This is a genomic window from Zavarzinia sp. CC-PAN008 (genome assembly GCF_051903925.1).
In the GTDB taxonomy this organism is placed as follows: Bacteria; Pseudomonadota; Alphaproteobacteria; order Zavarziniales; family Zavarziniaceae.
This window is the reverse complement of the sequence record NZ_CP173678.1, coordinates 2,327,892-2,351,149: the sequence shown is the minus strand read 5'-3', so window position 1 is coordinate 2,351,149 and position 23,258 is coordinate 2,327,892. Positions and strand designations below refer to the sequence as shown.

At 68.1% G+C, this 23,258-nt stretch carries 21 protein-coding genes and 3 tRNA genes; 2 read left to right on the top strand and 22 right to left on the bottom strand.

The window, feature by feature from the left end:
- Positions 1–5 precede the first annotated feature (5 nt).
- From nuoF to ACI6GS_RS10990, 8 genes are all read right to left on the bottom strand, one after another.
- Positions 6–1,301: an NADH-quinone oxidoreductase subunit NuoF gene (nuoF, locus tag ACI6GS_RS11025; protein ID WP_439817844.1), complete on the bottom strand. Its 1,296-nt coding sequence runs from the start codon at positions 1,299–1,301 to the stop codon at positions 6–8.
- A 13-nt stretch (positions 1,302–1,314) separates the two neighbouring features.
- Entirely contained in the window at positions 1,315–1,947 is a 633-nt protein-coding gene (nuoE, locus tag ACI6GS_RS11020) for an NADH-quinone oxidoreductase subunit NuoE (RefSeq protein WP_439817843.1), read from the bottom strand.
- Positions 1,944–3,122 (bottom strand): NADH-quinone oxidoreductase subunit D, encoded by a 1,179-nt coding sequence (locus ACI6GS_RS11015; RefSeq protein ID WP_439817842.1) that lies wholly within the window; start codon positions 3,120–3,122, stop codon positions 1,944–1,946. Before ACI6GS_RS11015 ends, nuoE begins: the two co-directional genes overlap by 4 nt.
- Position 3,123: 1 nt before the next feature.
- A complete protein-coding gene (locus tag ACI6GS_RS11010) occupies positions 3,124–3,750 on the bottom strand; it encodes an NADH-quinone oxidoreductase subunit C (protein WP_439817841.1) in 627 nt (208 codons plus the stop codon).
- A 1-nt stretch (position 3,751) separates the two neighbouring features.
- A complete protein-coding gene (locus ACI6GS_RS11005) occupies positions 3,752–4,297 on the bottom strand; it encodes a NuoB/complex I 20 kDa subunit family protein (protein WP_439817840.1) in 546 nt (181 codons plus the stop codon).
- Positions 4,288–4,653 carry an NADH-quinone oxidoreductase subunit A gene (locus tag ACI6GS_RS11000; protein ID WP_439817839.1) on the bottom strand — a complete coding sequence of 122 codons (366 nt, stop codon included), beginning with the start codon at positions 4,651–4,653 and terminating at the stop codon, positions 4,288–4,290. The genes ACI6GS_RS11005 and ACI6GS_RS11000 overlap by 10 nt, the downstream gene beginning before the upstream one ends.
- 150 nt (positions 4,654–4,803) lie before the next feature.
- Complete coding sequence (locus ACI6GS_RS10995; RefSeq protein WP_439817838.1) at positions 4,804–5,106, bottom strand: hypothetical protein; 303 nt, start codon at positions 5,104–5,106, stop codon at positions 4,804–4,806.
- A 38-nt stretch (positions 5,107–5,144) separates the two neighbouring features.
- A tRNA-Asp gene (locus ACI6GS_RS10990) sits at positions 5,145–5,221 on the bottom strand.
- 459 nt (positions 5,222–5,680) lie between these two features.
- Between ACI6GS_RS10990 and ACI6GS_RS10985 the strand changes: the two genes are divergently transcribed.
- Entirely contained in the window at positions 5,681–7,141 is a 1,461-nt protein-coding gene (locus ACI6GS_RS10985; protein WP_439817837.1) for an amidase, read from the top strand.
- 53 nt (positions 7,142–7,194) lie between these two features.
- Here ACI6GS_RS10985 and mscL read toward each other — a convergent pair whose 3' ends face one another.
- From mscL to ACI6GS_RS10930, 11 genes are all read right to left on the bottom strand, one after another.
- On the bottom strand, positions 7,195–7,632 hold the full coding sequence (gene mscL, locus ACI6GS_RS10980) for a large conductance mechanosensitive channel protein MscL (RefSeq protein WP_439817836.1): 438 nt from the start codon (positions 7,630–7,632) through the stop codon (positions 7,195–7,197).
- A 65-nt stretch (positions 7,633–7,697) separates the two neighbouring features.
- Positions 7,698–9,269, bottom strand: a complete 1,572-nt coding sequence (ilvA, locus tag ACI6GS_RS10975) for a threonine ammonia-lyase, biosynthetic (RefSeq protein ID WP_439817835.1) — start codon at positions 9,267–9,269, stop codon at positions 7,698–7,700.
- Between the two features lie 111 nt (positions 9,270–9,380).
- Positions 9,381–9,456, bottom strand: a tRNA-Val gene (locus tag ACI6GS_RS10970).
- A 133-nt stretch (positions 9,457–9,589) separates the two neighbouring features.
- Positions 9,590–9,910 (bottom strand): HU family DNA-binding protein, encoded by a 321-nt coding sequence (locus tag ACI6GS_RS10965; RefSeq protein WP_439817956.1) that lies wholly within the window; start codon positions 9,908–9,910, stop codon positions 9,590–9,592.
- Positions 9,911–10,082: 172 nt separating this feature from the next.
- Entirely contained in the window at positions 10,083–12,491 is a 2,409-nt protein-coding gene (lon, locus tag ACI6GS_RS10960) for an endopeptidase La (RefSeq protein ID WP_439817834.1), read from the bottom strand.
- A gap of 258 nt (positions 12,492–12,749) precedes the next feature.
- A complete protein-coding gene (gene clpX / locus ACI6GS_RS10955; RefSeq protein ID WP_439817833.1) occupies positions 12,750–14,021 on the bottom strand; it encodes an ATP-dependent Clp protease ATP-binding subunit ClpX in 1,272 nt (423 codons plus the stop codon).
- Positions 14,022–14,448: 427 nt separating this feature from the next.
- Complete coding sequence (locus tag ACI6GS_RS10950; RefSeq protein WP_439817832.1) at positions 14,449–15,090, bottom strand: ATP-dependent Clp protease proteolytic subunit; 642 nt, start codon at positions 15,088–15,090, stop codon at positions 14,449–14,451.
- Between the two features lie 50 nt (positions 15,091–15,140).
- On the bottom strand, positions 15,141–16,502 hold the full coding sequence (gene tig, locus ACI6GS_RS10945; RefSeq protein ID WP_439817831.1) for a trigger factor: 1,362 nt from the start codon (positions 16,500–16,502) through the stop codon (positions 15,141–15,143).
- A gap of 27 nt (positions 16,503–16,529) precedes the next feature.
- Positions 16,530–16,614 (bottom strand) — tRNA-Leu (locus tag ACI6GS_RS10940).
- 47 nt (positions 16,615–16,661) lie between these two features.
- Positions 16,662–18,185, bottom strand: coding sequence for an NAD(P)H-hydrate dehydratase (locus tag ACI6GS_RS10935; protein WP_439817830.1), 1,524 nt, complete (start codon positions 18,183–18,185; stop codon positions 16,662–16,664).
- An 11-nt stretch (positions 18,186–18,196) separates the two neighbouring features.
- Positions 18,197–19,600 carry an amidase gene (locus tag ACI6GS_RS10930; RefSeq protein WP_439817829.1) on the bottom strand — a complete coding sequence of 468 codons (1,404 nt, stop codon included), beginning with the start codon at positions 19,598–19,600 and terminating at the stop codon, positions 18,197–18,199.
- Positions 19,601–19,759: 159 nt separating this feature from the next.
- Between ACI6GS_RS10930 and ACI6GS_RS10925 the strand changes: the two genes are divergently transcribed.
- The gene (locus tag ACI6GS_RS10925) at positions 19,760–20,485 is read left to right on the top strand and encodes a hypothetical protein (protein WP_439817828.1); all 726 of its coding nucleotides are present in this window, start codon (positions 19,760–19,762) and stop codon (positions 20,483–20,485) included.
- A 60-nt stretch (positions 20,486–20,545) separates the two neighbouring features.
- Here the strand turns inward: ACI6GS_RS10925 and ACI6GS_RS10920 are convergent, their stop codons facing one another.
- From ACI6GS_RS10920 to ACI6GS_RS10910, 3 genes are all read right to left on the bottom strand, one after another.
- Complete coding sequence (locus tag ACI6GS_RS10920) at positions 20,546–21,355, bottom strand: enoyl-CoA hydratase/isomerase family protein (protein WP_439817827.1); 810 nt, start codon at positions 21,353–21,355, stop codon at positions 20,546–20,548.
- Positions 21,356–21,475: 120 nt separating this feature from the next.
- Complete coding sequence (locus ACI6GS_RS10915) at positions 21,476–22,180, bottom strand: acyl-homoserine-lactone synthase (protein ID WP_439817826.1); 705 nt, start codon at positions 22,178–22,180, stop codon at positions 21,476–21,478.
- A 264-nt stretch (positions 22,181–22,444) separates the two neighbouring features.
- Positions 22,445–23,170 (bottom strand): autoinducer binding domain-containing protein, encoded by a 726-nt coding sequence (locus tag ACI6GS_RS10910; protein WP_439817825.1) that lies wholly within the window; start codon positions 23,168–23,170, stop codon positions 22,445–22,447.
- Positions 23,171–23,258: the final 88 nt, after the last annotated feature.

Genomic DNA, 23,258 nt, shown 5'->3' with positions numbered 1-23,258 from the left:
GCGTCCTACTCCGCGGCCCGGGCGGGCATCGCGCCGCCCTTGCGCTCGGCGATGCGGCGTTCCAGTTCGGGGCGGAAATGGCGGATCAGGCCCTGGATCGGCCAAGCCGCGGCATCGCCCAGGGCGCAGATCGTGTGGCCTTCGACCTGGGTCGTCACCTCGAGCAGGGTGTCGATCTCCTCGACCTCGGCCTTGCCCTTCACCATCCGTTCCATGACGCGCCACATCCAGCCCGTGCCCTCGCGGCAGGGGGTGCACTGGCCACAGCTCTCGTGCTTGTAGAAGTAGGACAGGCGCGCGATGGCGCGGACGATGTCGGTCGACTTGTCCATCACGATAACGGCGGCCGTGCCCAGGCCGGAACGCACCTCGCGCAGGGCGTCGAAGTCCATCAGCACCGTGTCGCAGATCGACTTCGGCAGCAGCGGCACCGACGAGCCGCCGGGGATGATGGCCAGCAGGTTGTCCCAGCCGCCGCGCACGCCGCCCGCATGCTTCTCGATCAGCTCGCGCAGCGGGATCGACATCGATTCCTCGACATTGCAGGGCTTGTTCACGTGCCCTGAAATGCAGAAGACCTTGGTGCCCGCGTTGTTGGGTCGGCCAAAGCCTGCGAACCAGGCCGCCCCGCGCCGCAGGATGGTGGGTGCCACCGCGATCGATTCGACGTTGTTGACGGTCGTGGGGCAGCCCCAGACGCCGACATTGGCGGGAAAGGGCGGCTTCAGGCGCGGCTGGCCCTTCTTGCCTTCCAGGCTTTCGATCAGCGCCGTCTCTTCGCCGCAGATATAGGCGCCGGCGCCGTGATGCACGACGACGTCGAAGTCATAGCCGCTGCCGGCCGCGTTCTTGCCGATCAGGCCGGCGGCATAGGCCTCGTCCACCGCCCGCTGCAGCGCCTGGCGCTCGCGGATGAACTCGCCGCGGACATAGATATAGGCGGCGACCGCGCGCATGGCGAAGCCGGCGATCAGGCAGCCTTCGATCAGCTTGTGCGGATCGTGGCGCAGGATGTCCCGGTCCTTGCACGTCCCCGGCTCCGACTCGTCGGCATTGACGACGAGGTAGCTGGGCCGGCCGTCGGACTGCTTGGGCATGAACGACCACTTGAGGCCGGTGGGGAAGCCCGCACCGCCCCGGCCGCGCAGGCCGCTGGCCTTCATCTGCTCGATGATCCAGTCCTGGCCCTTGGCGATGATGGCGGCCGTGCCGTCCCAGTCGCCACGAGCCTGTGCCCCCTTCAGCCCCGCATCGTGGAAGCCGTAGAGGTTGGTGAAGATCCGGTCCTTGTCGGACAGCATCGCGTCAATCCTCTCAGGCGTTGGCTGTGGGGGCGTTGGCTGCGGGCAGGTCGGTCAGGGTGGTGGCCCCGCCTTCCGGCTCGGACGAACGGCGGCTGTTCTGGGGCCCCGGCTTTGGCTGCTGCCCCCGCGCCAGCGCGTCCAGCACGCGGGTCGTGCTGTCGGCGTCCAGGTCCTCGTAGAAGTCGTCGTTGATCTGGACCATGGGCGCGTTCACGCACGCGCCCAGGCATTCGACCTCCATCAGGCTGAACTGGCCGTCGGGCGTCGTCTCGTTCACGTCGATGCCCAGGCGCTTCTTGCACGCCGCCAGGACGTCGTCCGAGCCGCGCAGCATGCAGGGCGTGGTCGTGCAGACCTGGACCAGGTGGCGACCCACCGGCTCCAGGTTGAACATGGTGTAGAAGCTCGCCACCTCGTACACGCGGATGATCGGCACGTTCAGCAACTCGCCCAGATAGGCCATCGCCGCGCGCGGCAGCCAGCCGCCGGCCTGGCGCTGGGCCACGTCCAGCAGCGGGATCAGCGCCGAACGCTGCCGCCCCTCGGGATAGCGGGCGATGATGGTGCGCGCGACCTCGAGATTCTCGGCCGAGAAGACGAAGTCGGCGGGCTGCTCATAGGGCCCTGCGGGACGGACGCTCACCGGTCGACCTCTCCGAACACGATATCCTGGCTGCCCAGAATGGCGGGCGCATCGGCCAACATGTGGCCGCGCAGCATGAAATCCATGGCCTGCAGATGCACGAATCCCGGGGCCCTGATCTTGCACCGATAGGGCTTGTTCGACCCGTCGGCGATCAGGTAGACGCCGAACTCGCCCTTTGGCGCCTCGACCGCGGCATAGGCCTCGCCCGCCGGCACGTGGAACCCCTCGGTGAACAGCTTGAAGTGATGGATCAGCGCCTCCATCGACTGCTTCATCTGGGCGCGCCGGGGCGGCGCCACCTTGCCGTCGGTGGTCAGCACGGGGCCTTCGGGCAGTTCCTTCAGGCACTGACGGATGATGCGGACCGACTGGCGCATCTCCTCCATGCGGATGATGAAGCGGTCGTAGCAGTCGCCGTTCTTGCCGATCGGGATGTCGAACTCCATCCGATCGTAGACTTCATAGGGCTGGTTCTTGCGCACGTCCCAGGCAATGCCCGAGCCGCGCAGCATCGCGCCCGAAAAGCCCCAGGCCAGCGCCTCCTCGGCCGTCGCGATGCCGATATCGACGTTGCGCTGCTTGAAGATGCGGTTGCCCGAGACCAGCGTGTCGAGATCGTCCAGCACCTTGGGGAACGACTCGGTCCAGGCCCAGATATCCTCGGCCAGGCCCTTCGGCATGTCCTGGCGCACGCCACCCGGGCGCACCCAGTTGGCATGCATGCGGCTGCCCGAGACGCGGTCATAGAAGACCATCAGCTTCTCGCGCTCCTCGAACCCCCAGAGGATGGGGGTGAGCGCGCCCACGTCCATGGCGTGGGTGCAGACGTTCATCAGGTGATTGAGGACGCGGGTAATCTCGCCCCACAGCACGCGCAGGTACTGCGCGCGCAGCGGAATCTCGACCCCCAGCAGGCGCTCGATCGCCAGGCAGTAGGCGTGCTCCTGCGACATCGGCGAGACATAGTCCAGCCGGTCGAAATAGGGCACCGCCTGAAGATACGTCTTGTACTCGATCAGCTTCTCGGTGCCGCGATGCAGCAGGCCGATATGCGGATCGCAGCGTTCGACGATCTCGCCATCCAGTTCCATGACCAGGCGCAGGACGCCATGGGCCGCGGGATGCTGGGGACCGAAATTGAGCTGGTAGCTCTTGATGTCGACTTGCCCCATGTCAGGCCTTCGTCGCCTTCTCGTCGCCGGGGAGGATGTAGTGCGCACCCTCCCACGGGCTCATGAAGTCGAAACGCCGGAACTCCTGCGCCAGGCGCACCGGCTCGTACACCACGCGCTTCTCCTCCTCGTCATAGCGGACCTCGACATAGCCGCTGAGCGGGAAGTCCTTGCGGAAGGGATGCCCCTGGAAGCCGTAGTCGGTCAGGATCCGGCGCAGGTCGGGATGACCTGAGAACAGGATCCCGTACATGTCCCACGCCTCGCGCTCGAACCAGTTGGCGACGGGAAAGATGTCAACGGCGGATGGCACGGGCGTCACCTCGTCCGTCCGCACCTTGACCCGGAGGCGCAGGTTCTTGCGCAGCGAGAGCAGGTGATAGACGACATCGAAGCGCTGCTCCGGGCGTTCTGGCCAATCGACGCCGCACACGTCGACCAGCTGCTGGAACAGGCAGCCCGGATCGTCGCGCAGCCAGGTGAGCACGGAGACGATCGCGTCCCGCTCCACGACGAGGGTCAGCTCGCCAAAGGCGATGACCGAATCGAGGAGGTTGGCGCCCAGGTGCGCGGCGACGTGATCGCGAAGGGTTTCGAGCCGCTCGGGGCTTGGCAGGAATTCTGGCATGTCAGCGCTGGATGATGCCCTGGCGGCGGATCTTGCGCTGCAGCTGCAGCACGCCATAGAGCAGTGCCTCCGCGGTGGGCGGGCAGCCCGGCACATAGATGTCGACCGGCACGATGCGGTCGCAGCCGCGCACCACGGCATAGGAATAATGGTAGTAGCCGCCGCCGTTCGCGCACGATCCCATCGAGATCACCCAGCGCGGTTCCGACATCTGGTCGTACACGCGGCGGAGTGCCGGCGCCATCTTGTTGGTCAGCGTGCCGGCCACGATCATCACGTCCGACTGGCGGGGCGAGGCACGCGGGGCGACGCCAAACCGCTCCATGTCATAGCGCGGCATGTTGGTGTGCATCATCTCGACCGCGCAGCACGCAAGGCCGAAGGTCATCCACCACAGCGAGCCTGTGCGGGCCCAGTTCACCAGGTCCTCGACCCGGGTGACCAGGAAGCCCTTGTCGGACAGGTCCTCGTGCAGTCGGGCCGCGGTGTCCTCCGCCCCCGGGGGCAGGGCCGTGGGGAGCTGGGTCGCGGGCGTGATCACTCCCATTCCAGGGCTCCCTTGTTCCATTCGTAGATGAAGCCGACCGTCAGCACGCCCAGGAAGACCATCATCGACCAGAAGCCGAACATGCCGACGTCGCCCAGCACGATGGCCCAGGGGAACAGGAACGCCACTTCCAGGTCGAAGATGATGAACAGGATCGAGACCAGGTAGAAGCGGACGTCGAACTGCGTGCGGGCATCGGCGAATGCCTCGAACCCGCATTCATAGGCCGACAGCTTGACCGGGTCGGGGCGCTGGGGCCCGGCCACCAGCGATGCCCCGATCATCACGACGGAGAGGCCGATCGCGATCACCAGGAAGACCAGGATCGGGAGGTATTCACGCAGCATCGCATCCATGGCAGCCCGCCTTGACCTCCTTGACTGATCCGCTCCGGATCCGACCGCGTAGAGCGCAGGCGTTCACGCCGTGAGCGCCTGCATCATAGGATCCTGAGCCGCCCGCATAAAGCGACGGCGCGCCTGTTTCAAGTGCGGAAACGCAACAGGTCAGTCCCCGCCGCCTCCGTCACCGCCGCCACCGGTATCAGAAGACCCGTCGCCGCTCCAGCCATTGTCATGATGCGAATGATTATCATGATCATGACTGTGCCGATGGGCGCGGTCGTCGTCCCGGAAGCCTGTTCCGGAGTCGCCCGACCACCCGCTGTCGCCCCGCCCATCGCGATAGCGGCGCACCATGTCGCGATGACTTCTGTGGCGGCTGCGCCGCATCAGGGATGACGCGATGGCGCCAACCCCGGCAATCGCGGCGACCAGGACGACAAGTCCAAACAGCGCAAGGTCGGGCATCGGAAGGCTCGCCTGAACAGGGGACCATCCCATGGGGATGGCGGGAGTGACGGGGCTCGAACCCGCGACCTCCGGCGTGACAGGCCGGCGCTCTAACCAACTGAGCTACACCCCCTCGGGCCCTTGATCCTTGCGCTTGCGCAAGGCCCCGTGGCGAGGGACCCGTGATGTACGCGAGGCCCCCTGGGGTGTCAAGGCACAGCGGCGGGCTGACTTGCGATAATCCGTCCCAGGTCTGGCGCCCGCCGACCGGCCCTTGCGGCGGCCGTCAGAACCCCCACAATCAGGATACGGAGCGTCATCGCACGCCCACCCCGTCTGGGGCCAGGAACGACGGGGGCGCAAAAGAAAAAGGCCGCCCGGTTATCCGGGCGGCCTTTGGCGACGAAGCCGAAGTGCACACTAGGGAGGTCGACATGAACAATGTCTGACCTGGACTGTAGGCCGTACTCCTTAACGAAGACTGAATGGCGTTGAGATTTCTGGACCACCGTCGGGGGACCGGACGGCAGGCCAGCGGCAACGGGGGGAACCGGCCTGGAAAGAGCCGGACAACAGGAAGGGGACAAGGACCATGGCAGGATCAGATCTGGCGTTTCGCTCCGCCGGGGACCTGGCGCACGACCTGGCCGACGGACGCCTGAGCGCCGCCGACGCGGTCGAGGCCTCCATCGCCCGGATCGAGGCAGGCGATGGCGAGGTGAACGCAGTTGTCGTGCGCGACTTTGCGCGCGCCCGCGCCGCTGCGGCCGAGGCGGACAAGGCGCTGGCGCAAGGGGTACGCAAGCCGCTATTGGGCGTTCCGATCACGGTCAAGGAATCCTATGGCCTGGCGGGCACGCCGACGACATGGGGCTTTCCCGAGATGGCCGGGTGGCAGCCCGACGGTGATTCGATCGCCGTGGCGCGCCTGAAGGCCGCGGGCGCGATCGTCGTGGGCAAGACCAACGTCCCCGTCGCCCTGGCCGATTGGCAAAGCTACAACCCGATCTATGGCGTCACGCGCAATCCGTGGAACCTGGGCCGCTCGCCCGGCGGCTCGTCAGGCGGCTCCGCAGCCGCCCTCGCGGCCGGCTTCTCCCATCTGGAGATCGGCTCGGACATTGGCGGCTCGATCCGCGTGCCGGCGCATTATTGCGGCGTCTACGGGCACAAGCCGACCTGGGGGATCATGCCGTTGCGCGGGCATGGCCTGGCCGGCTTCGAGCAGGAGCCCGACCTGGCGGTGGGCGGGCCGATGGCGCGCACGGCCAGCGACCTCGCCCTGGCGCTCGACATCCTGGCAGGGCCGGAGGAGATGTTCGCAACCGGCTGGAAGCTGGACCTGGCGCCGCCGCGCCAGCAGCGCCTCGCCGACTACCGCGTCCTGGTCCTGGACAGCCATCCGTCGAGCCCCACGGATCACGAGGTCCAGGCCGCCGTCCACCGCGTGGCGGAGGCCCTGAACCGCGCCGGGGCACGCGTGGCGACGACCAGCAACCGCCTGCCCGACCTGGCCCGCGCCCACGTCCTGTACGAGCGGCTGCTGTGGGGCTTCATGGCCGCCGGCTTCCCGCCGGAGCAGCTGGCGGCGGTGCGCGCCCAGGTCGCCGGCCTGGCGCCCGACGATGCGTCGCTGGACGCGGTGCGGGCCCGCGCGATGGTGCAGGACCATGGGACGTGGCTTGGCGCCAACAACGAGCGCTGGGCCCTGATGCGGGCCTGGTCCGCGCTGTTCGAGGAGTGGGATGCGGTCATCTGCCCGCCGGCCGGCACGGCGGCCTTCCCGCATGACCACAGCGCCACCCTCACGACGCGGACATTGCAGGTCAACGGCCGCACCGAGCGCTATGCCGACGCCACGCTGACCTGGGCCGGTGTCGCCACCCTGCCCGGCCTGCCGGGCACGGCGATCCCCGCCGGGCGCACCGCCGATGGCATGCCGGTCGGCGTCCAGATCATCGGCCCCTTCGGCGGCGACCGCACCACGCTCAAGCTGGCGGAGCTGCTGGAGCACGACATGGGCGGGTTCGTGCCGCCGCCTGCCTTCGCCTGAGGCAACGGCGCCAGGCGCGCGCGCCGGCCTGCCCGGGCCGGCGCGCACCGCCCTCAGCGCGCCTGCTGCGCCTTCAGCAGGTCGCGGATCTCGGTCAGCAGAACGACATCGTCAGGCGGCGGCGTGGGCGCTGCCTCGGCCTCGGCCTTCTCCTTGACGCGCAGGCGGTTGACCTGGCGGACGATGTTGAACACGACAAAGGCGACGATCAGGAACTGCACGCAGGCGTTGATGAACAGGCCATAGGCGATCACCGGCGCGCCCGCGTCCTTGGCCGCCTTCACGCTCTGGTATTCCTTGCCGTCCAGCGCGATGAACAGGCTGGAGAAGTCGACCTGACCCAGGACCAGGCCGATGGGCGGCATGACCACGTCGTTGACCAGCGAGTTCACGATCGAGGTGAAGGCCGCGCCGATAATGATACCGACGGCCAGGTCGATCACGTTGCCGCGCGAGATGAACGCGCGGAATTCCCCGAAGAAGCCCTTCATTCTGCCCCCTTTCCGTTGGACCCGACTCAAGCCCGGACGGGCCTCCAGCGTCGAACCTTAACCCGTCAGGCGGCCGCGGTTCCTGCCGATTCCAGGAACAGGCGATAGGCCGGGTTGGCCGTCTCGTCCCAGCAGGGATAGCCAAGGCCGGCCAGCACCGCTTGGAACAGCGGCCGGTCGGCATGCGGCACCTGGATCCCGGCCAGCACGCGGCCATAGTCGGCACCGTGGTTGCGATAGTGGAACAGCGAGATGTTCCAGTCCGGCCTCAGCGAATCGAGGAACGCCAGCAGCGCCCCCGGGCGTTCCGGGAACTGGAAGCGGTAGATCAGTTCGTCCGCAAGGTCGGCGGCGCGGCCGCCCACCATGTAGCGGACGTGCAGCTTGGCCAGTTCGTTGTCGCTCATGTCGACCACGGCATGGCCGGCTGCGCGCACCTGGTCGATGATCTGCTGCTTCTCGGCATCCCCCCGCTTCAGCTTCACGCCGACGAAAATGCGCGCCTGCTCGCCCGGGGCATAGCGGTAGTTGAACTCGGTGATGGCCCGCCCATCCAGCAGCCGGATGAACTGGCGATAGGCACCGGGCACTTCTGGGATGGTCACCGCCAGCAGCGCCTCTCCCCGCTCGCCGATCTCGGCCCGCTCGGCGACATGGCGCAGGCGGTCGAAATTGACGTTGGCACCCGAATTGACGGCGACCAGCGGCCCCTCCGGCGCCGCGCCGCGCTCCACCTGCCGGCGCAATCCCGCCAGGGCCAGGGCGCCTGCGGGCTCCGCGATCACGCGCGTTTCGTCGAATATGTCCTTCATCGCGGCGCAGATCTCGTCCGTCGTGACGGTCACGACCCCGTCCAGCAGGTCCCGGCACAGGCGGAACGTCTCGGCGCCCACGCGCCGCACAGCGACGCCGTCGGCGAACAGGCCGACCTGCTCAAGGTCGACGGTGCGCCCCGCCCGCAGCGCCGCAGCCATGCTGGCCGCGTCCTCCGGCTCGACGCCGATCACCCGCACCTCGGGCCGCAGGAACTTGATATAGGCGGCGATCCCGGCGGCCAGGCCACCCCCGCCGACCGGTACATAGACGGCGCCCAGGGGACCAGGGTTCTGCCGCAGCAGCTCCAGGCCGATCGTCCCCTGCCCCGCGATCACCGCCGGATCGTCGAACGGGTGAACGAAGACCAGGCCCCGCGCCTCGGCCAGCTCACCCGCATGGGCCCGCGCGGCGTCGAAGCCATCGCCATGGAGCACCACCTGGCCCCCCAGGCGGCGCACCGCATCGACCTTGATCGACGGCGTGGTGCCCGGCATGACGATGGTCGCCGCGATGCCAAGGCGCGTCGCCGAAAGGGCAACGCCCTGCGCATGGTTCCCGGCAGAGGCACAGATCACGCCCCGCGCCCGCTCCGCCGCACTCAGCGCCGCGATGCGGTTGTGGGCACCGCGGATCTTGAACGAGAAGACCGGCTGCAGGTCCTCGCGCTTCAGCAGGACGGGGACGCCCAGACGGGCCGACAGCACCGGCATCGCCTCCAGGGGCGTCTCGCTGGCGACGTCATAGACGGCGGAGGTCAGGATCCGGCGGACATAGTCCTGCAGATCGGGGGCGTCGGACGGATGGGACATGGAAAGGGTCATGGCGGTCGCATCGCCTGGATTGTCGCCACGCCCGGTCATCCCCCCGCGCCATCCCGGGGGCACGGCGCGGTCAGCCGCAGGGGCTGGGACGGGGCTTGATGGCCGGTGCACTGGTGGGCGATGACGGACTCGAACCGCCGACATTCTCGGTGTAAACGAGACGCTCTACCAACTGAGCTAATCGCCCGCAGCGTGCTGCCGGTACGGCGCCAGCATGCGATGCCGGGCCGCAGCCGACATGCAGTGCGGAACGCCGGGCCGCCGTCCCGCGCCGCCAGCCCGGCGGCGATCGGCCGGGCTGGCGGGGGTCGTGGCTCGGCTCAGCCGTTGACCGAGTCGGACAGGCCCTTGCCCGGCTTGAACTTGACGCGGTTGGAGGCCGGAATCTTGATTGTCTCGCCGGTCCGCGGATTGCGACCCTCGGACGCCTCACGCTTGGTCACGCCAAACGTGCCGAAGCCGACCAGGCGCACGTCGTCACCGCCCTTCAGGGCACCGGTGATGGCGTCGAAGACCGCTTCGACCGCCTTGCTGGCATCCGGCTTCTTGAGCCCGGTCGCCTCGGCGACGCTCTCGATCAGCTCGTTCTTGTTCACTGCCACCCCCCGAAAAAGATTGGCCGAAAATGCTTGGCCTGAAATCCGTCTGGTGCCGCCGCCGCAAGCCCGCGGATGGTAGTTGGCACCTCAGGACCCGTCAACACAGGGCGGCCACCGCCATCCGCCGGCAGCCACCAATTCAACCGCGAAATGCAGCGGCCACCGGCCTGGACCGGTGGCCGCGCGATTCCGCAGCGAACGCGGCGTGCCTATATCAGTGCGTCACCACTTCGTCCAGGGTGGTGCCGCCCGACTTGGCCGCCGGCTTCTCGGCTTCGGCCGGATCCCACTCGACAGGCTCCAGCGGCTTGACAAGCGCGTGCTTCAGGACTTCGTCGACCGTGCTGACGGGGATGATCTCCAGCCCCTCCTTCACGTTGTCGGGGATCTCGGCCAGGTCCTTCTCGTTCTCGGCCGGGATCAGGACATGCTTGATGCCGCCGCGCAGCGCGGCCAGCAGCTTCTCCTTCAGGCCGCCAATCGGGAAGACGCGGCCACGCAGCGTGATCTCTCCGGTCATGGCGATATCGCGCCGCACCGGGATCTTGGTCAGGACCGACACGATCGAGGTGACCATGGCGACACCCGCCGACGGGCCGTCCTTGGGGGTAGCCCCCTCCGGCACGTGGATGTGGATGTCGGTCTTCTCGAACTGCGGCGGCTTGATGCCAAAGGCCAGCGAGCGCGAGCGGACATAGCTGGCCGCCGCCTGCACCGATTCCTGCATCACGTCGCCCAGCTTGCCGGTGATCTTCATGTTGCCCTTGCCGGGCAGCGTGATCGCCTCGACCGCCAGCAACTCGCCCCCCACCTCGGTCCAGGCCAGGCCCGTGGTCACGCCGACCTGGTCCTCGGCATCGACCTCGCCAAAGCGGAAGCGACGCACGCCGGCATACTTGTTCAGGTTCTCGGTCGTCACCACGACCTGGGGCACCTTGTCCTGCAGGATCTCGCGGATGGCCTTGCGGGTCAGGTTGGCGATCTCGCGTTCCAGGTTGCGGACGCCGGCTTCGCGCGTGTAGTAGCGGATGAGGTCGCGCAGCGCCTCGTCCTCGATGCGCCACTCGGCGTCCTTCAGGCCGTGCGCCTCCACCTGCTTGGCGATCAGGTGGCGCTTGGCGATCTCGACCTTCTCATCCTCGGTGTAGCCGGCCAGGCGGATGATCTCCATGCGGTCCAGCAGGGGCTGCGGCATGCGCAGCGTGTTGGCCGTGGTCACGAACATCACATCCGACAGGTCGAAGTCGACCTCCAGGTAATGGTCGTTGAACGTCGTGTTCTGCTCCGGGTCCAGCACCTCCAGCAGGGCGGAGGACGGATCACCGCGGAAATCGGCGCCCATCTTGTCGATCTCGTCCAGCAGGAACAGCGGATTGGACGACTTGGCCTTCTTCATCGACTGGATGATCTTGCCGGGCATCGAGCCGATATAGGTCCGTCGGTGGCCGCGAATCTCGGCCTCGTCGCGCACGCCGCCCAGCGACATGCGCACGAACTGCCGGCCCGTCGACTTGGCGATCGACTTGCCCAGCGACGTCTTGCCAACGCCCGGCGGGCCGACCAGGCACAGGATCGGACCCTTCACCTTGGTCGCGCGCTGCTGCACGGCCAGGTATTCCAGGATGCGCTCCTTGACCTTCTCCAGACCGAAATGGTCCTCGTCCAGGATCTTCTGCGCACGGTCGATGTCCTTGCGCACCTTGGACTTGGCGCCCCAGGGCAGCGACAGCAGCGTGTCGAGGTAGTTGCGCACCACCGTCGCCTCGGCCGACATCGGGCTCATGGAGCGGAGCTTCTTGACCTCGGCCAGCGCCTTCTCGCGGGCTTCCTTGGAGAGCTTGGTCTTGGCGATCCGTTCCTCGATCTCGGAAACCTCGTCGCGGCCGTCCTCGGTCTCGCCCAGCTCCTTCTGGATCGCCTTCAGCTGTTCGTTCAGATAGTATTCGCGCTGGGTCTTCTCCATCTGGCGCTTGACCCGGCTGCGGATCTTCTTCTCGACCTGCAGCACGCCGATCTCGCCTTCCATCAGGCTGTAGACCCGCTCCAGGCGCTCGTTGACCGATTCGATCTCGAGCACTTCCTGCTTGTCCGACACCTTCAGCGCCAGGTGCGAGGCGACGGTGTCGGCCAGCTTGGACGGATCCTCGATCTGGTTGACCGAGACCAGCACCTCTGGCGGCACCTTCTTGTTCAGCTTCACATATTGTTCGAACTGGCTGACCACCGAGCGGGCCAGCGCCTCGACCTCGCGCCGTTCGCCGTCATCCTCATCCAGGACCTCGGCCCCGGCCTGGAAGAAGGCCTCGTTGTCGAGGAAGTTGGTGATGCGGGCCCGGGCGCCCCCCTCGACCAGGACCTTCACCGTGCCGTCCGGCAGCTTCAGCAGCTGCAGGACCGAGGCGATGGTCCCGACGCGGTAGATGTCCTCGAAACCGGGATTGTCCTGGCTGGCGTTCTTCTGCGCGACGAGCAGGATCTGCTTGTCCTCGCGCATCACGTCCTCAAGGGCGCGCACCGATTTCTCGCGGCCCACGAACAGCGGCACGATCATGTGGGGGAAGACCACGATGTCGCGCAGCGGCAGGACCGGATAGACGTTGGACGAGCGGCTGGACTGGGTCATCGACTGTTTTCCTGGCCGGATTGCCGGCTTTGGCCGGCCCTCGCGGGCCGGGGTTCGGGCAAGAGCCCGGTTGGTGCGAGATGGCGGCGCACGCCCCGTCCGTCAAGGTGCGGGACGGGAGACAGCCCAAGCGGCGGGGCTGTCCTGGCGGTGGGGCACCGGTTCCCACGGCTCGGGGAACCGGCGTCTCGACCCACCGGCCTTGCGCGGCTGCCGGCGGCCGTCCCGGCCGTGCGGCAACCGCTACTCACGCCACGATCAGGCGGTGGAACTGCCGACGTCGCTGCGCCGGTCCGACGAGTAGATGTAGAGCGGGCGGGCCCGGCCCTCCACCACCTCGGAATTGATGACCACTTCCTCGACTCCGTCGAGCGACGGCAGGTCGAACATGGTGTCGAGCAGGATCTGCTCCATGATCGAGCGCAGGCCCCGGGCGCCGGTCTTGCGCACGATCGCCTTGCGCGCCACGGCCTTCAGCGCGTCCTCGGAGAAGGACAGGCTCGTGTCCTCCATCTCGAACAGGCGCTGGTACTGCTTCACCAGCGCGTTCTTGGGGCTCGACAGGATCTCGATCAGGGCGGTCTCGTCCAGGTCCGTCAGCGTCGCCACGACGGGCAGGCGGCCAACGAACTCCGGGATCAGGCCGAACTTCAGCAGGTCCTCGGGCTCGACCTCCTTCAGGATCTCGCCCGTGGGCCGCTCGTCCGGCCCCTTGACCGAGGCGCCGAAGCCGATCGCCTTGCCCTGGCCGCGACTGGCGATGATCTTCTCCAGCCCGGCAAAGGCGCCGCCGCAGATGAACAGGATGTTGGTCGTGTCCACCTGCAGGAATTCCTGCTGCGGATGCTTGCGACCACCCTGTGGCGGCACGCTGGCGACCGTGCCCTCCATGATCTTCAGCAAGGCCTGCTGCACGCCCTCGCCCGAGACGTCGCGGGTGATCGAGGGGTTGTCCGACTTGCGGCTGATCTTGTCGACCTCGTCGATATAGACGATGCCGCGCTGCGCCCGCTCTACATTGTAGTCGGCCGCCTGGAGCAGCTTCAGGATGATGTTCTCGACATCCTCGCCGACATAGCCGGCCTCCGTCAGCGTGGTCGCGTCCGCCATCGTGAACGGCACGTCCAGGATGCGGGCCAGCGTCTGGGCCAGCAGCGTCTTGCCGCAGCCCGTCGGGCCGACCAGCAGGATGTTGGACTTGGCCAGTTCCACGTCGTTGTTCTTGGTCGCGTGATTCAGGCGCTTGTAGTGATTGTGCACCGCGACCGAAAGGACCCGCTTGGCGTGGATCTGGCCGATCACGTAGTCGTCCAGCACGCGGCAGATGTCCTGCGGCGTCGGCACTCCGTCGCGCGTCTTCAGGACGGCGGTCTTGTGCTCTTCACGGATGATATCCATGCAGAGTTCGACGCATTCGTCGCAGATGAAGACGGTCGGGCCAGCGATCAGCTTGCGGACTTCGTGCTGGCTCTTGCCGCAGAAGGAGCAGTAGAGGGTGTTCTTGGAGTCGCCGCCGCTCAGCTTAGTCATGAATACTCCGTCCTGGTCCCACCGGCCGGACCGACGCCACATCGCACGATGCAGGCCTCCCAGGCGGGGGCAGCGGCCTGCCCCGGACGATCCGAACCCGCTTGCGGCTGGCAGCCGAAGCCTGCTTCTCCCGCCCGGATCGCAAGATCCGACCGTGAAGCTGGCTGCGGGCCTGCGGGGACGAAGGGCCCAGGCACTTCCGCGCGTTCATACGAGCATGCTGCAAGCCGCTCGATCAAGAAATGATTAAGGGGGCGCCACGGAACAAGGGGCGTGGCGCCGACGGGCATCACAGGATGTGCGGATCGCAGGGCCGCGTGCCGGGTGCGCCGGAGCGTCATCGCTGCCGCTCCGGCGCGTGTCCCTGGGCGGGTGGAACGCATGGTGGCGTCCCCCGATCCTGCCGTCCCCGATGCCCGGGGCCGGCTCAGGCCGCGGCCTTCTGCTCTTCCGGGCTGGTCGGGCGCTGCGACACGACCTGGTCGACGATGCCGAACTCCTTCGCGGCATCGGCCGACAGGAAATTGTCGCGCTCCAGCGCCTGCTCGATCTCGGGCAGGGACTTGCCGGTGTGCTTGACATAGATGCCATTGAGCCGGGCCCGGGTCGCCAGGATCTCCCGCGCATGGATCTCGATGTCGGTGGCCTGGCCCTGCGCCCCGCCGGACGGCTGGTGCAGCATGATTCGCGAGTTGGGCAGCGCATAGCGCATGCCGGGCGAGCCCGCCGCCAGCAGGAGCGAGCCCATCGACGCCGCCTGCCCGATGCACAGCGTCGAGATGCGGGGCCGGATGTACTGCATCGTGTCATAGATCGCCATGCCCGAGGTCACGACCCCGCCCGGCGAATTGATATAGATCGCGATGTCCTTCTTGGGGTTCTCGGCTTCCAGGAACAGCAACTGCGCCGTGACAAGGCTCGCCACGGCGTCGTTGATGGGGCCCACCAGGAAGATGATGTGCTCCTTGAGGAGTCGCGAATAGATGTCGAACGCCCGCTCGCCCCGATTGGTCTGCTCAATGACCATCGGAACGAGCGTGTTCATGGTGGTGTCGATGATGTCGCGCATCTAACGATGCCTCCTGAGGCGTTCAAGCAATCCGTAGCCAGGTGCCGCCCTCAGGCCTCCGACGCGGGAGCGTCGGTGTCATCCGACTCCTCTGCCGCGCGACGCAGTTCCTCCAGGCTCACCTGCCGGTCCGTGATCTTGACAAGCTCCAGGATGAAATCGACCACCTTTTCTTCCAGGATGGGCGCGCGCAGCTGGGCCTGGGCCTGGGCGTTCTTCTGGAAGAACTCGAAGACCTCCTTCTCCTGGCCCGGATAGCGGCGCGCCTCCTCCATCACGGCCCGGTTCACCTCCTCGGGCTTGACCTGGATGTTGTTGCGGCGACCGACCTCGGCCAGCAGCAGGCCCAGGCGCACGCGGCGCTCGGCGATGGGGCGCCACTCGCCGTCCTTCTCGGCCCGCCGGGCCTTCTTCTCCTCGTCCAGCTCCTGGTCCGGAACCTGCCGCAGCTCGGGCTCGGCCTGCGCCACGATCTGCTCCAGCTCAAGGTCGACCAGGCCCTGGGGCACCTCGAACGAATGCTGCTCGGCCAGCGCGTCCAGCAGCGCGCGCTTCAGTCGCATGCGCGAGAGGTCGCCATAGCGCGATTCAAGCTGCTTGCGCAGCGTCGCGCGCAGGTCGGCCAGCGATTCGACGCCGAAGGACTTCGCGAATTCGTCGTCGATCGACACGGCGGCGGCGCTCTGCACCTCCTTCACCGTGACATCGAAGGTCACCGGCTGACCGGCCAGCTCCTTGACCGGGTAGTCGTCGGGGAAGTTCAGCGCGATCACCCGCTCGTCGCCCACCTTGGCGCCGATCAGCTGGTCCTCGAAGCCGGGAATGAAGCGCTTTGAGCCCAGCTCCAGCTGGAAGTCCTTGGCCTCGCCGCCGTCGAACGGCACGCCGTCCTTCTTGCCCAGGAAGTCGATGACGACGGCATTGCCCTCGGCCGCCTCCGTCCCCTCGGGCGCTGCCTCGAAGCGCTTCTGCGAGGAGGCCAGCCGCTCCAGCGACTGCTCGACCTCGGCCTCCTCGACCGGAACGGTCAGGCGCTCCAGCGAAACGCCCGAGAACTCGCCCGGCTCGACGTCGGGCAGGACCTCGACGGCCATGGTGTATTCCAGGCCCTCGTCCTCGCCGAACTTGGTCACCTCGATACGGGGCTGCAGCGCCGGGCGCAGCTTGTTGTCCTCGATCGCCGAGCGCGACGACTCGTTCACCGCCTGCTCCAGCACCTCGCCCAGCACGGCCTTGCCATGGGTCTTGCGGATCAGGGCGACGGGGACCTTGCCCGGGCGGAAGCCCGGCATGCGCATGGCGCCGGAGAGCTGCTTCAGCCGCGTCTCGACGCGCGCGCCGATGTCTCCAGAATTGAGCACCACGCGGAATTCCCGCCTCAAACCTTCGGCGCTCGTCTGCGTCACTTCCATTGCGGTCTTCCGAGTTGAATGCCCCGCTGGTGCGGGCGGAGGGACTTGAACCCCCATGACGTGAGTCACTGGAACCTAAATCCAGCGTGTCTACCAATTCCACCACGCCCGCTGGGGCCGAAGCGGGGCGCCTCTATAGCACGATGGGGCCGCAGATGTTCAAGGGGCGATTACACGCGGCGCCACGGCTTCCCCCTCTGGCCATGCCGCCAGGGCGGCCAGGGCGCGCGGGATGCGCTCGACCACGTCCTCGGCGATCAGGCCGGGGCCAAAGCTGCGCGCTGCCTCCGCATGCAGCCAGACCGCCGCCGCGGCTGCCTCAAACGCCGGCATGCCCGCGGCGAGCAGGCCGAGCACGATGCCCGCCAGCACATCGCCCGAGCCAGCCGTGGCCAGGGTCGCGGGCGCGTCCGACGCGATCACGACCATCCCCGCGGGATCGGCCACGACGGTATCCGAGCCCTTCAGGATGACCACGGCCCGCGCGCGGGCGGCGGCGGCCACGGCCCGTTCCGCCTTCGACGGCAGGTCCGCCAGGTCCGGGAACAGGCGACGGAACTCGCCTTCATGCGGGGTCAGGACGGTGGGGCCGCGCACGGCGCCGAACAGGTCGTGCGGCGCGTCGGCAAAGCTGGTCAGCGCATCGGCGTCGAGCACGGTGGCGCGGCCGCGGTTGAGCGCCGCCGCGACGCAGGCACGCGTGCCCTCCCCGACGCCCTGGCCGGGCCCCAGCAGCACGGCGTTGAAGCGGCGATCCTCCAGCAGTGCGTTCAGCGCCTCCGCCCCGTCCATGCGCGCCAGCATGACGGCGGTCAGGTGACAGGCATTGACCATCAGCGCATCCGGCGGCGAGGCGAGCGTGACCAGGCCGGCCCCGGCGCGCAGCGCCGCGCGCGCGGCGAGGCGGCTGGCCCCGGTCTGGGCCAGGCCACCGCCCGCGACCAGGGCGTGGCCGCGGTCGTACTTGTGCCCCTCCGGCCTCGGCCAGCGCACGCTGCCCGCCCACAGGCCGGGGCCGTTCTCGAACTGTCGGGTGCCGACCGCGTCGAGCGTGGCGTCAGCCACGCCGATGTCGATGACCACGATCTCGCCCGCCAGCGACCGCCCGGGCAGCAGCAGGTGGCCCGGCTTGCGCCGCACGAAGGTGACGGTCAGCGCGGCCTGCGCGGCACCGCCCAGGACCTGCCCGCTGTCGCCAGAGACGCCCGACGGCACGTCCAGGGCGACGACCGGGACGCCGCTGGCGGCGACCGCCTCGACCATGCGCAGCGCAGGGCCGTCGAGCGGGCGGCTGAGGCCCGCGCCGAACAGGGCGTCCACGATCAGGCCGCGCCCCTGCAGCAGGCCTTCGCGCAGGTCGAGCACCGGCCCGTTCCAGCGTCCCTGCATCAGGGCGGCATCGCCGCGCAGCGCCTCCGGCGGCACGAGGGAGGCGACCAGGACATCCCAGCCCTCGTCCGACAGGCGGCGGGCGACCACGAACCCATCGCCGCCATTGTTGCCGGGTCCGCACAGGACGATGGTCGGCACCGGCTTGAAGCGGGCCTGGATCGCCTGGGCCGCACCGCGGCCGGCGCGCTCCATCAGGACGACGCCAGGCGTGCCGCCCGCGATCGTCAACTGGTCCGCGCGCCCCATGCCGGCGCAGTCGAGCAGCGCGGCGTCGCGCTCCTGGGGGGTCATGGCGCCGCCGCTCAGCCGAAATCGGGCCGGCGGGCCGACCACGAGGTCGCCGCCTCATAGGCGCGGGCGGCGCGCAGGACCAGCGCATCGTCATAGCGCGATCCCACCAGCTGCAGCCCGATCGGCAGGCCCGCCTCGGTAAAGCCGCAAGGCACGGAGATCGCCGGTTGCTGCGTCAGGTTGAAGGGGAAGCTGAAGGGCGTCCAGTTGACCCAGTCCTTCGTCTCCACCGGATCGGGGGCCAACTGGCCCGCGGCAAAGGCGACGACCGACGTCGCCGGCGTCAGCAGCAGGTCATAGGTCTGGTGGAAAGCGTTCATGCTGGCGCCCAGGGCCGCCCGGTCCAGCGTCGCCTGGATGTATTCCTTCTTCGAGATCGCCAGGCCGCCCTCGACGGCATGGGCAAGACCGGGGTCGAGCTTCGCCTTCCTTTCAGGCGGCAGGTCGCCAAGGGCCGCCGCAGCCCCCGACCACCACAGGGTGCGGAACAGGCCTGCCGGATCGGCGAAGCCGGGATCGACCTCATCCACCTGGGCGCCCAGCGCCTCGAACATGCGGGCGGCACTGGCCACGGCGGCCGCCACTTCCGGCTGGACATTGGTGACGTAGCCAAGCCGCGGGCTGTAGGCGATGCGCAGGCCCCGCACCCCGTCATTGAGGCCGATCGAGAAGTCGCGCGCCTCATAGGGCAGGGCGTACCAGTCGCGGGCGTCGGGCTCCGCCATCACGGTCAGCATCAGGGCGGCATCGGCCACCGTGCGCGTCATCGGCCCGACATGGGCGACCGTGCCGAACGGGCTGGCCGGATAGGCCGGTACCCGGCCGAAGCTGGGCTTGTGCCCCACGACCCCGGCCAGGCTTGCCGGGATGCGGATCGAGCCGCCGCCGTCGGTGCCCGGAGCGATGGGCACGAAGCCCGCGGCCAGTGCCGCCGACGCGCCACCGGAGGAGCCGCCCGGCGTCCTGGTCAGGTCCCAGGGATTGCGCGTGATGCCGGTCAGCGGGTTGTCGGTGACACCCTTCCAGCCGAATTCGGGAGTGGTCGTCTTGCCCAGCAGGATGGCGCCGTGCTCGCGCAGGCGGGCGACGCTGGGCGCGTCGACCTCCCAGGCCTGCGCCGCACTCGTCGAGAGCGAGCCACGCAGCGTGGGCCAGCCCTTGGTCAGAAGCAGGTCCTTGATGCCGGTCGGCACACCGTCCAGGCGGCCCTGCGGCCGGCCGGCGACCCAGCGCGCCTCGCTTGCCCGGGCATCGGCCAGGGCGCGGTCATGGTCGACCAGGCAGAAGGCATTGACCTTGCGGTCCAGGCGGGCGATCCGGTCCAGCAGCGCGGTTGTCACCTCGACCGGGGACAGGCTGCGGCGGCGATAGGCCGTCAGAAGTTCCGTCGCACTCAGCCAGCCCAGGTCGCTCATCCGACTCTCCACGACGCCCGCAAGGAAAACCGGGGCCAGGGCCACGGTGACGCCGGACTGTAGCATTCCGCGGATCGCGGAAAAGCCCGATCCCGGCCGGCGCCGCCGGGCCTTCCGCCACATTGCAAAGGGCAGGGCCGTGCCCTAGCGTGCGCCCCCATGCGAGCCCCGACCCCGCCCGTCCCTGCCCTGCCGTTTCTTGCCCTGACGGTTCTTGGGCTGACGCTGTCGGGTTGCGTCCTGGTGCCTCAGGTGCGGGACAGCTACATGGGCAAGTCGGCGGTGGAAGGCCTGCCCAGCCCGCCGGTGCCGATGCCTGCGCCGTCTTACGTCGTGCCGCCGCAGCCCAGCCTTGCGCCGCCGGTGAGCGGCCAGGCGCGCGCCCTGCCGCCCCCGCCGCCCGTTGCGACCACGGCTCCCGCTACGCTGCCCGCCGGAACGCTTCAGGCGGCGCCGGCACCGGCCACACGGGCCGATCCGCTTGTGGCCGTGACGCCGCTTGCGCCGGCCGTCCTCTCGCCCGCTGCGCTGGGGTCGCAGGGGCCCGCACCGGCACGGACCGCGATCGGGACCGATCCCCTGCCCATCGTGCCGGCGCCACCGCCGCCGCGGGCCCTGACCGGCGCAAGGCCGGTCCCGGCGCAGGCCCTGGCGCCGATCGTGCCGCCCTCGCCGGTGGCGATGCCGGTGTCACCCCCGGCGGCCGGCGTCCGCCCCGCGCCCCTGGCGCGGCCGGCGGGCAGCGTCCCCATCGCCAACGACGTACCGACGATCGGCCGGCCGGCCATGGCGGTCCCGGCCGATGCCAATGCCTACCTGATGCCGGGTACCGTCGCCCCCATGGGCACGCCGGGCTACGACGCCTACGGCAACCGGCTCCCCTGAACGCGCCGCCTTGGCCCTCTCCCCTCGCGGAATGCGACGGGAGAGGGCGAGGCACCTGCCTCAGGTGTCGTTGTAGACGGGCTTGCGCTTCTGCAGGAACGCGCTGATGCCTTCGCGGAAGTCGGCCGACTGCGCCGCCAGGATCTGGTTGCGATCCTCCATCGCGATCGCCTGTTCCAGGCTGTTGGCGTCGACCGAATGGTTCAGACATTCCTTGGTCAGGCGCAGGCCGATCGGGGTCGTGCCCAGCATCTCGTCGATGAACACCTGGGCCTCCTGCTCCATCTTGTCGTCATCGACGACGCAGGAGACGAGGCCGGTCGCCAGCGCGCGCTCGGCATAGATGAAGCGCCCGGTCAGCATCAGCTCCGACGCGACGGACACGCCAACCAGGCGCGGCAGGAAGTAGCTGACGCCGATATCGCAGGCCGACAGGCCGATGCGGATGAAGGCCGCGTTCATCTTCAGCGACTTGCCGCCGACGCGGATGTCGGAGGCCAGCGCGATCGCGAAGCCGCCGCCGCAGGCAGGACCATGGACCAGGGAGATGATCGGCTGCGGGCAGCGGCGCATGCGCATCACGATCTCGCTGATGCGGCGTTGCGACTTCAGGCCGTCCGAGACGGAGCCGTTGACCGCGCCCGGGTTCTCGTTCGAGCGGGTCTGCTTCAGGTCCAGGCCGGCGGAGAAGGCACGGCCCGCGCCACGGATCGTGACGATCCGCACCGACCGGTCGAAATAGAGGTTGTGGAAATAGTCCAGCAGCTCGTCGACCAGGCGGTCGTTCAGCGAGTTCAGTTCGTTCGGACGATTCAGCGTGACATGGTCGACGGGGCCCTCCTTGCGGATGACCAGGTGCTGGTAGTCCATCGTCTCTCTCCCTTCGTTCTGTCGACGGTTGGCGCGCCACTCCTACCCCATCCCGCACGCCTTGCGTAGGGCCTGGACTGGAGAGGAGCAGCGCACCGGTCGAGCGATACGAAGAGGGGCCTACTCCGCGGCGCTGCGCAGCGCTGGCTCGGCGTCGACCATCGGCCGCCGCTCGGGCAGGGTCGCCAGCAGGGCGTCCAGGTCGGCCTTGATCGCCGGCTGCACGCACAGCGGCCCCTTCAGCCCCGCCTTGTCACGCGCCAGGACGGTATGCTCCTCGCTGAACGTGTGGAGATAGGCGGCGACCTCCTGCCCGTCCGTGACACGGCTGCCGCCCATCTGGCGGATGTCATAGCCATGCGCGATCAGGCGGGCTGTATGGCCCACGTCGGACACCATCAGGCCATGGCGGATGCCGCGGCCCAGGCAATACTCGCCGACCGAGGTCAGCACCTCGCCATTCACGTACCAGCCGGGCCGCCGCTTGCGTGCCCAGGACGCGACGCACTGGCGCGAGCCCTCGGCCACATGCGGGCCGCTGGGCGGCTCCACGTCGAACAGGTCGCGGAACACCGAATCGAACATGGTGGGCGCCGTCGTCGGCACGATGCGGAACATGCCGCTGACCCGGATCTCGCCATCCAGCCGGTCGAGGTGCAGCAGATAGGTTGCGAACTTGTGGTCGAACTCGTCCCGCTCGTCGTTCTCGGCGCAGGGCAGCGACCATTTCCGTTCACGGATGAAACAGTCATAGCGCAGTCGATGCATGTCGGTCAGCAGTTCGCCATAGAGATGCCGATTTCCCGGCTCCACAACAAAAATCATCGTGGCACTCCCCTTCTGTGGAGCCCGATAATTGTTCACGAAAATGCCTGTGTAACCTAGGGTAATCCCGGGCATTACAATGCTATTCAATTGAATATTACTGTATTCACCTCCTGGATACTCCTGGACCGAAGTGAATAACATGCTATGCAGCAGCAGCCATTGACGCTCATGGCAGAGAATTTCTCGCCACCGGTCATCCTATACAGTGCCAATAATGCGGAGCGATGGTCCGCAGCCAGGTGCCGGTGCTCCGGCGCGGCTTCAGGGATGGATCAGGCTGCGCGCGATGGCGATGGCCACGGCCATGGTCCGGTTGCTGGCGTTCAGCTTCTTGCGGATGCTGAGCCAGTGGTACTCGACCGTTTTGTCCGACAGGGTCAGGATGATCGCGATCTCAGCATTGCTCTTGCCGCGGGCGGCCCAGGTCAGGACCTCCTGCTCGCGCTCCGACAGGGCCTTGAGCTCAGGAATGGCACCGCCGCTGATCTGGATGTATCCGGCCATCGCCTGCCGCGCCAGGTCGCCTACGGCGACCACGGTGTCGTCCGAGATGTCCTCCCGCGTCGAATAGGTCGTGAAGATCGCCAGTTCCCGGTTCGGCAACGGCAGTGGAACCGCCACCCCGTTACGAAACGCGAACTTGCGCGCTACGTCGAAGATCGCCAGCTGTCGCGCCGACATCGCGGTGAAATCCAGGCTGCTCCAGGTGAACGCCGCCGTTGCCGTGCGCAGCCGCAGGACGACCGGATCGACCGGGTAGCACTTCAGCTTGATGTAGCGCAGATGGAACTGGTTGGGCGTCGTGCGGCAGAACACGCCACGGACGCGCTTGTTGCGCTCGTCGGCGAACAGGCAGAAGTCGGTCAGGCCCAGTTCGTCCAGGCGGCTGCAGATGAAGGCGACCAGCGCCTCCTCGGTCTCGAAGTCCGGAATGACGGGCTGAGCATCGTCGCCGGGGCCTTTGCCCTCATGTCCCCCGTCCGCCATCTCGAATCCCGCTGCTGCAGTCTCGGCTGCACTGGCATTGAGTCTAGCCTAAACGGTGCGGCGTTCGAACCAAATGACGACAAACGAC

Bases quoted from the DNA above. Each gene is read 5' to 3' on its own strand.
- mscL (WP_439817836.1), bottom strand. From the start codon at position 7,632: ATGAAGGGCTTCTTCGGGGAATTCCGCGCGTTCATCTCGCGCGGCAAC.
- ACI6GS_RS10925 (WP_439817828.1), top strand. From the start codon at position 19,760: ATGCGAGCCCCGACCCCGCCCGTCCCTGCCCTGCCGTTTCTTGCCCTG.
- ACI6GS_RS11000 (WP_439817839.1), bottom strand. From the start codon at position 4,653: ATGGATGCGATGCTGCGTGAATACCTCCCGATCCTGGTCTTCCTGGTG.
- ACI6GS_RS10935 (WP_439817830.1), bottom strand. From the start codon at position 18,185: ATGACCCCCCAGGAGCGCGACGCCGCGCTGCTCGACTGCGCCGGCATG.
- ACI6GS_RS11015 (WP_439817842.1), bottom strand. From the start codon at position 3,122: ATGGGGCAAGTCGACATCAAGAGCTACCAGCTCAATTTCGGTCCCCAG.
- ACI6GS_RS10920 (WP_439817827.1), bottom strand. From the start codon at position 21,355: ATGGACTACCAGCACCTGGTCATCCGCAAGGAGGGCCCCGTCGACCAT.
- ACI6GS_RS11005 (WP_439817840.1), bottom strand. From the start codon at position 4,297: ATGGGAGTGATCACGCCCGCGACCCAGCTCCCCACGGCCCTGCCCCCG.
- ACI6GS_RS10910 (WP_439817825.1), bottom strand. From the start codon at position 23,170: ATGGCGGACGGGGGACATGAGGGCAAAGGCCCCGGCGACGATGCTCAG.
- ACI6GS_RS10915 (WP_439817826.1), bottom strand. From the start codon at position 22,180: ATGATTTTTGTTGTGGAGCCGGGAAATCGGCATCTCTATGGCGAACTG.
- ACI6GS_RS10995 (WP_439817838.1), bottom strand. From the start codon at position 5,106: ATGCCCGACCTTGCGCTGTTTGGACTTGTCGTCCTGGTCGCCGCGATT.
- ACI6GS_RS10985 (WP_439817837.1), top strand. From the start codon at position 5,681: ATGGCAGGATCAGATCTGGCGTTTCGCTCCGCCGGGGACCTGGCGCAC.
- ACI6GS_RS11010 (WP_439817841.1), bottom strand. From the start codon at position 3,750: ATGCCAGAATTCCTGCCAAGCCCCGAGCGGCTCGAAACCCTTCGCGAT.
- ACI6GS_RS10950 (WP_439817832.1), bottom strand. From the start codon at position 15,090: ATGCGCGACATCATCGACACCACCATGAACACGCTCGTTCCGATGGTC.
- tig (WP_439817831.1), bottom strand. From the start codon at position 16,502: ATGGAAGTGACGCAGACGAGCGCCGAAGGTTTGAGGCGGGAATTCCGC.
- lon (WP_439817834.1), bottom strand. From the start codon at position 12,491: ATGACCCAGTCCAGCCGCTCGTCCAACGTCTATCCGGTCCTGCCGCTG.
- ilvA (WP_439817835.1), bottom strand. From the start codon at position 9,269: ATGACCCTTTCCATGTCCCATCCGTCCGACGCCCCCGATCTGCAGGAC.
- clpX (WP_439817833.1), bottom strand. From the start codon at position 14,021: ATGACTAAGCTGAGCGGCGGCGACTCCAAGAACACCCTCTACTGCTCC.
- nuoF (WP_439817844.1), bottom strand. From the start codon at position 1,301: ATGCTGTCCGACAAGGACCGGATCTTCACCAACCTCTACGGCTTCCAC.
- ACI6GS_RS10930 (WP_439817829.1), bottom strand. From the start codon at position 19,600: ATGAGCGACCTGGGCTGGCTGAGTGCGACGGAACTTCTGACGGCCTAT.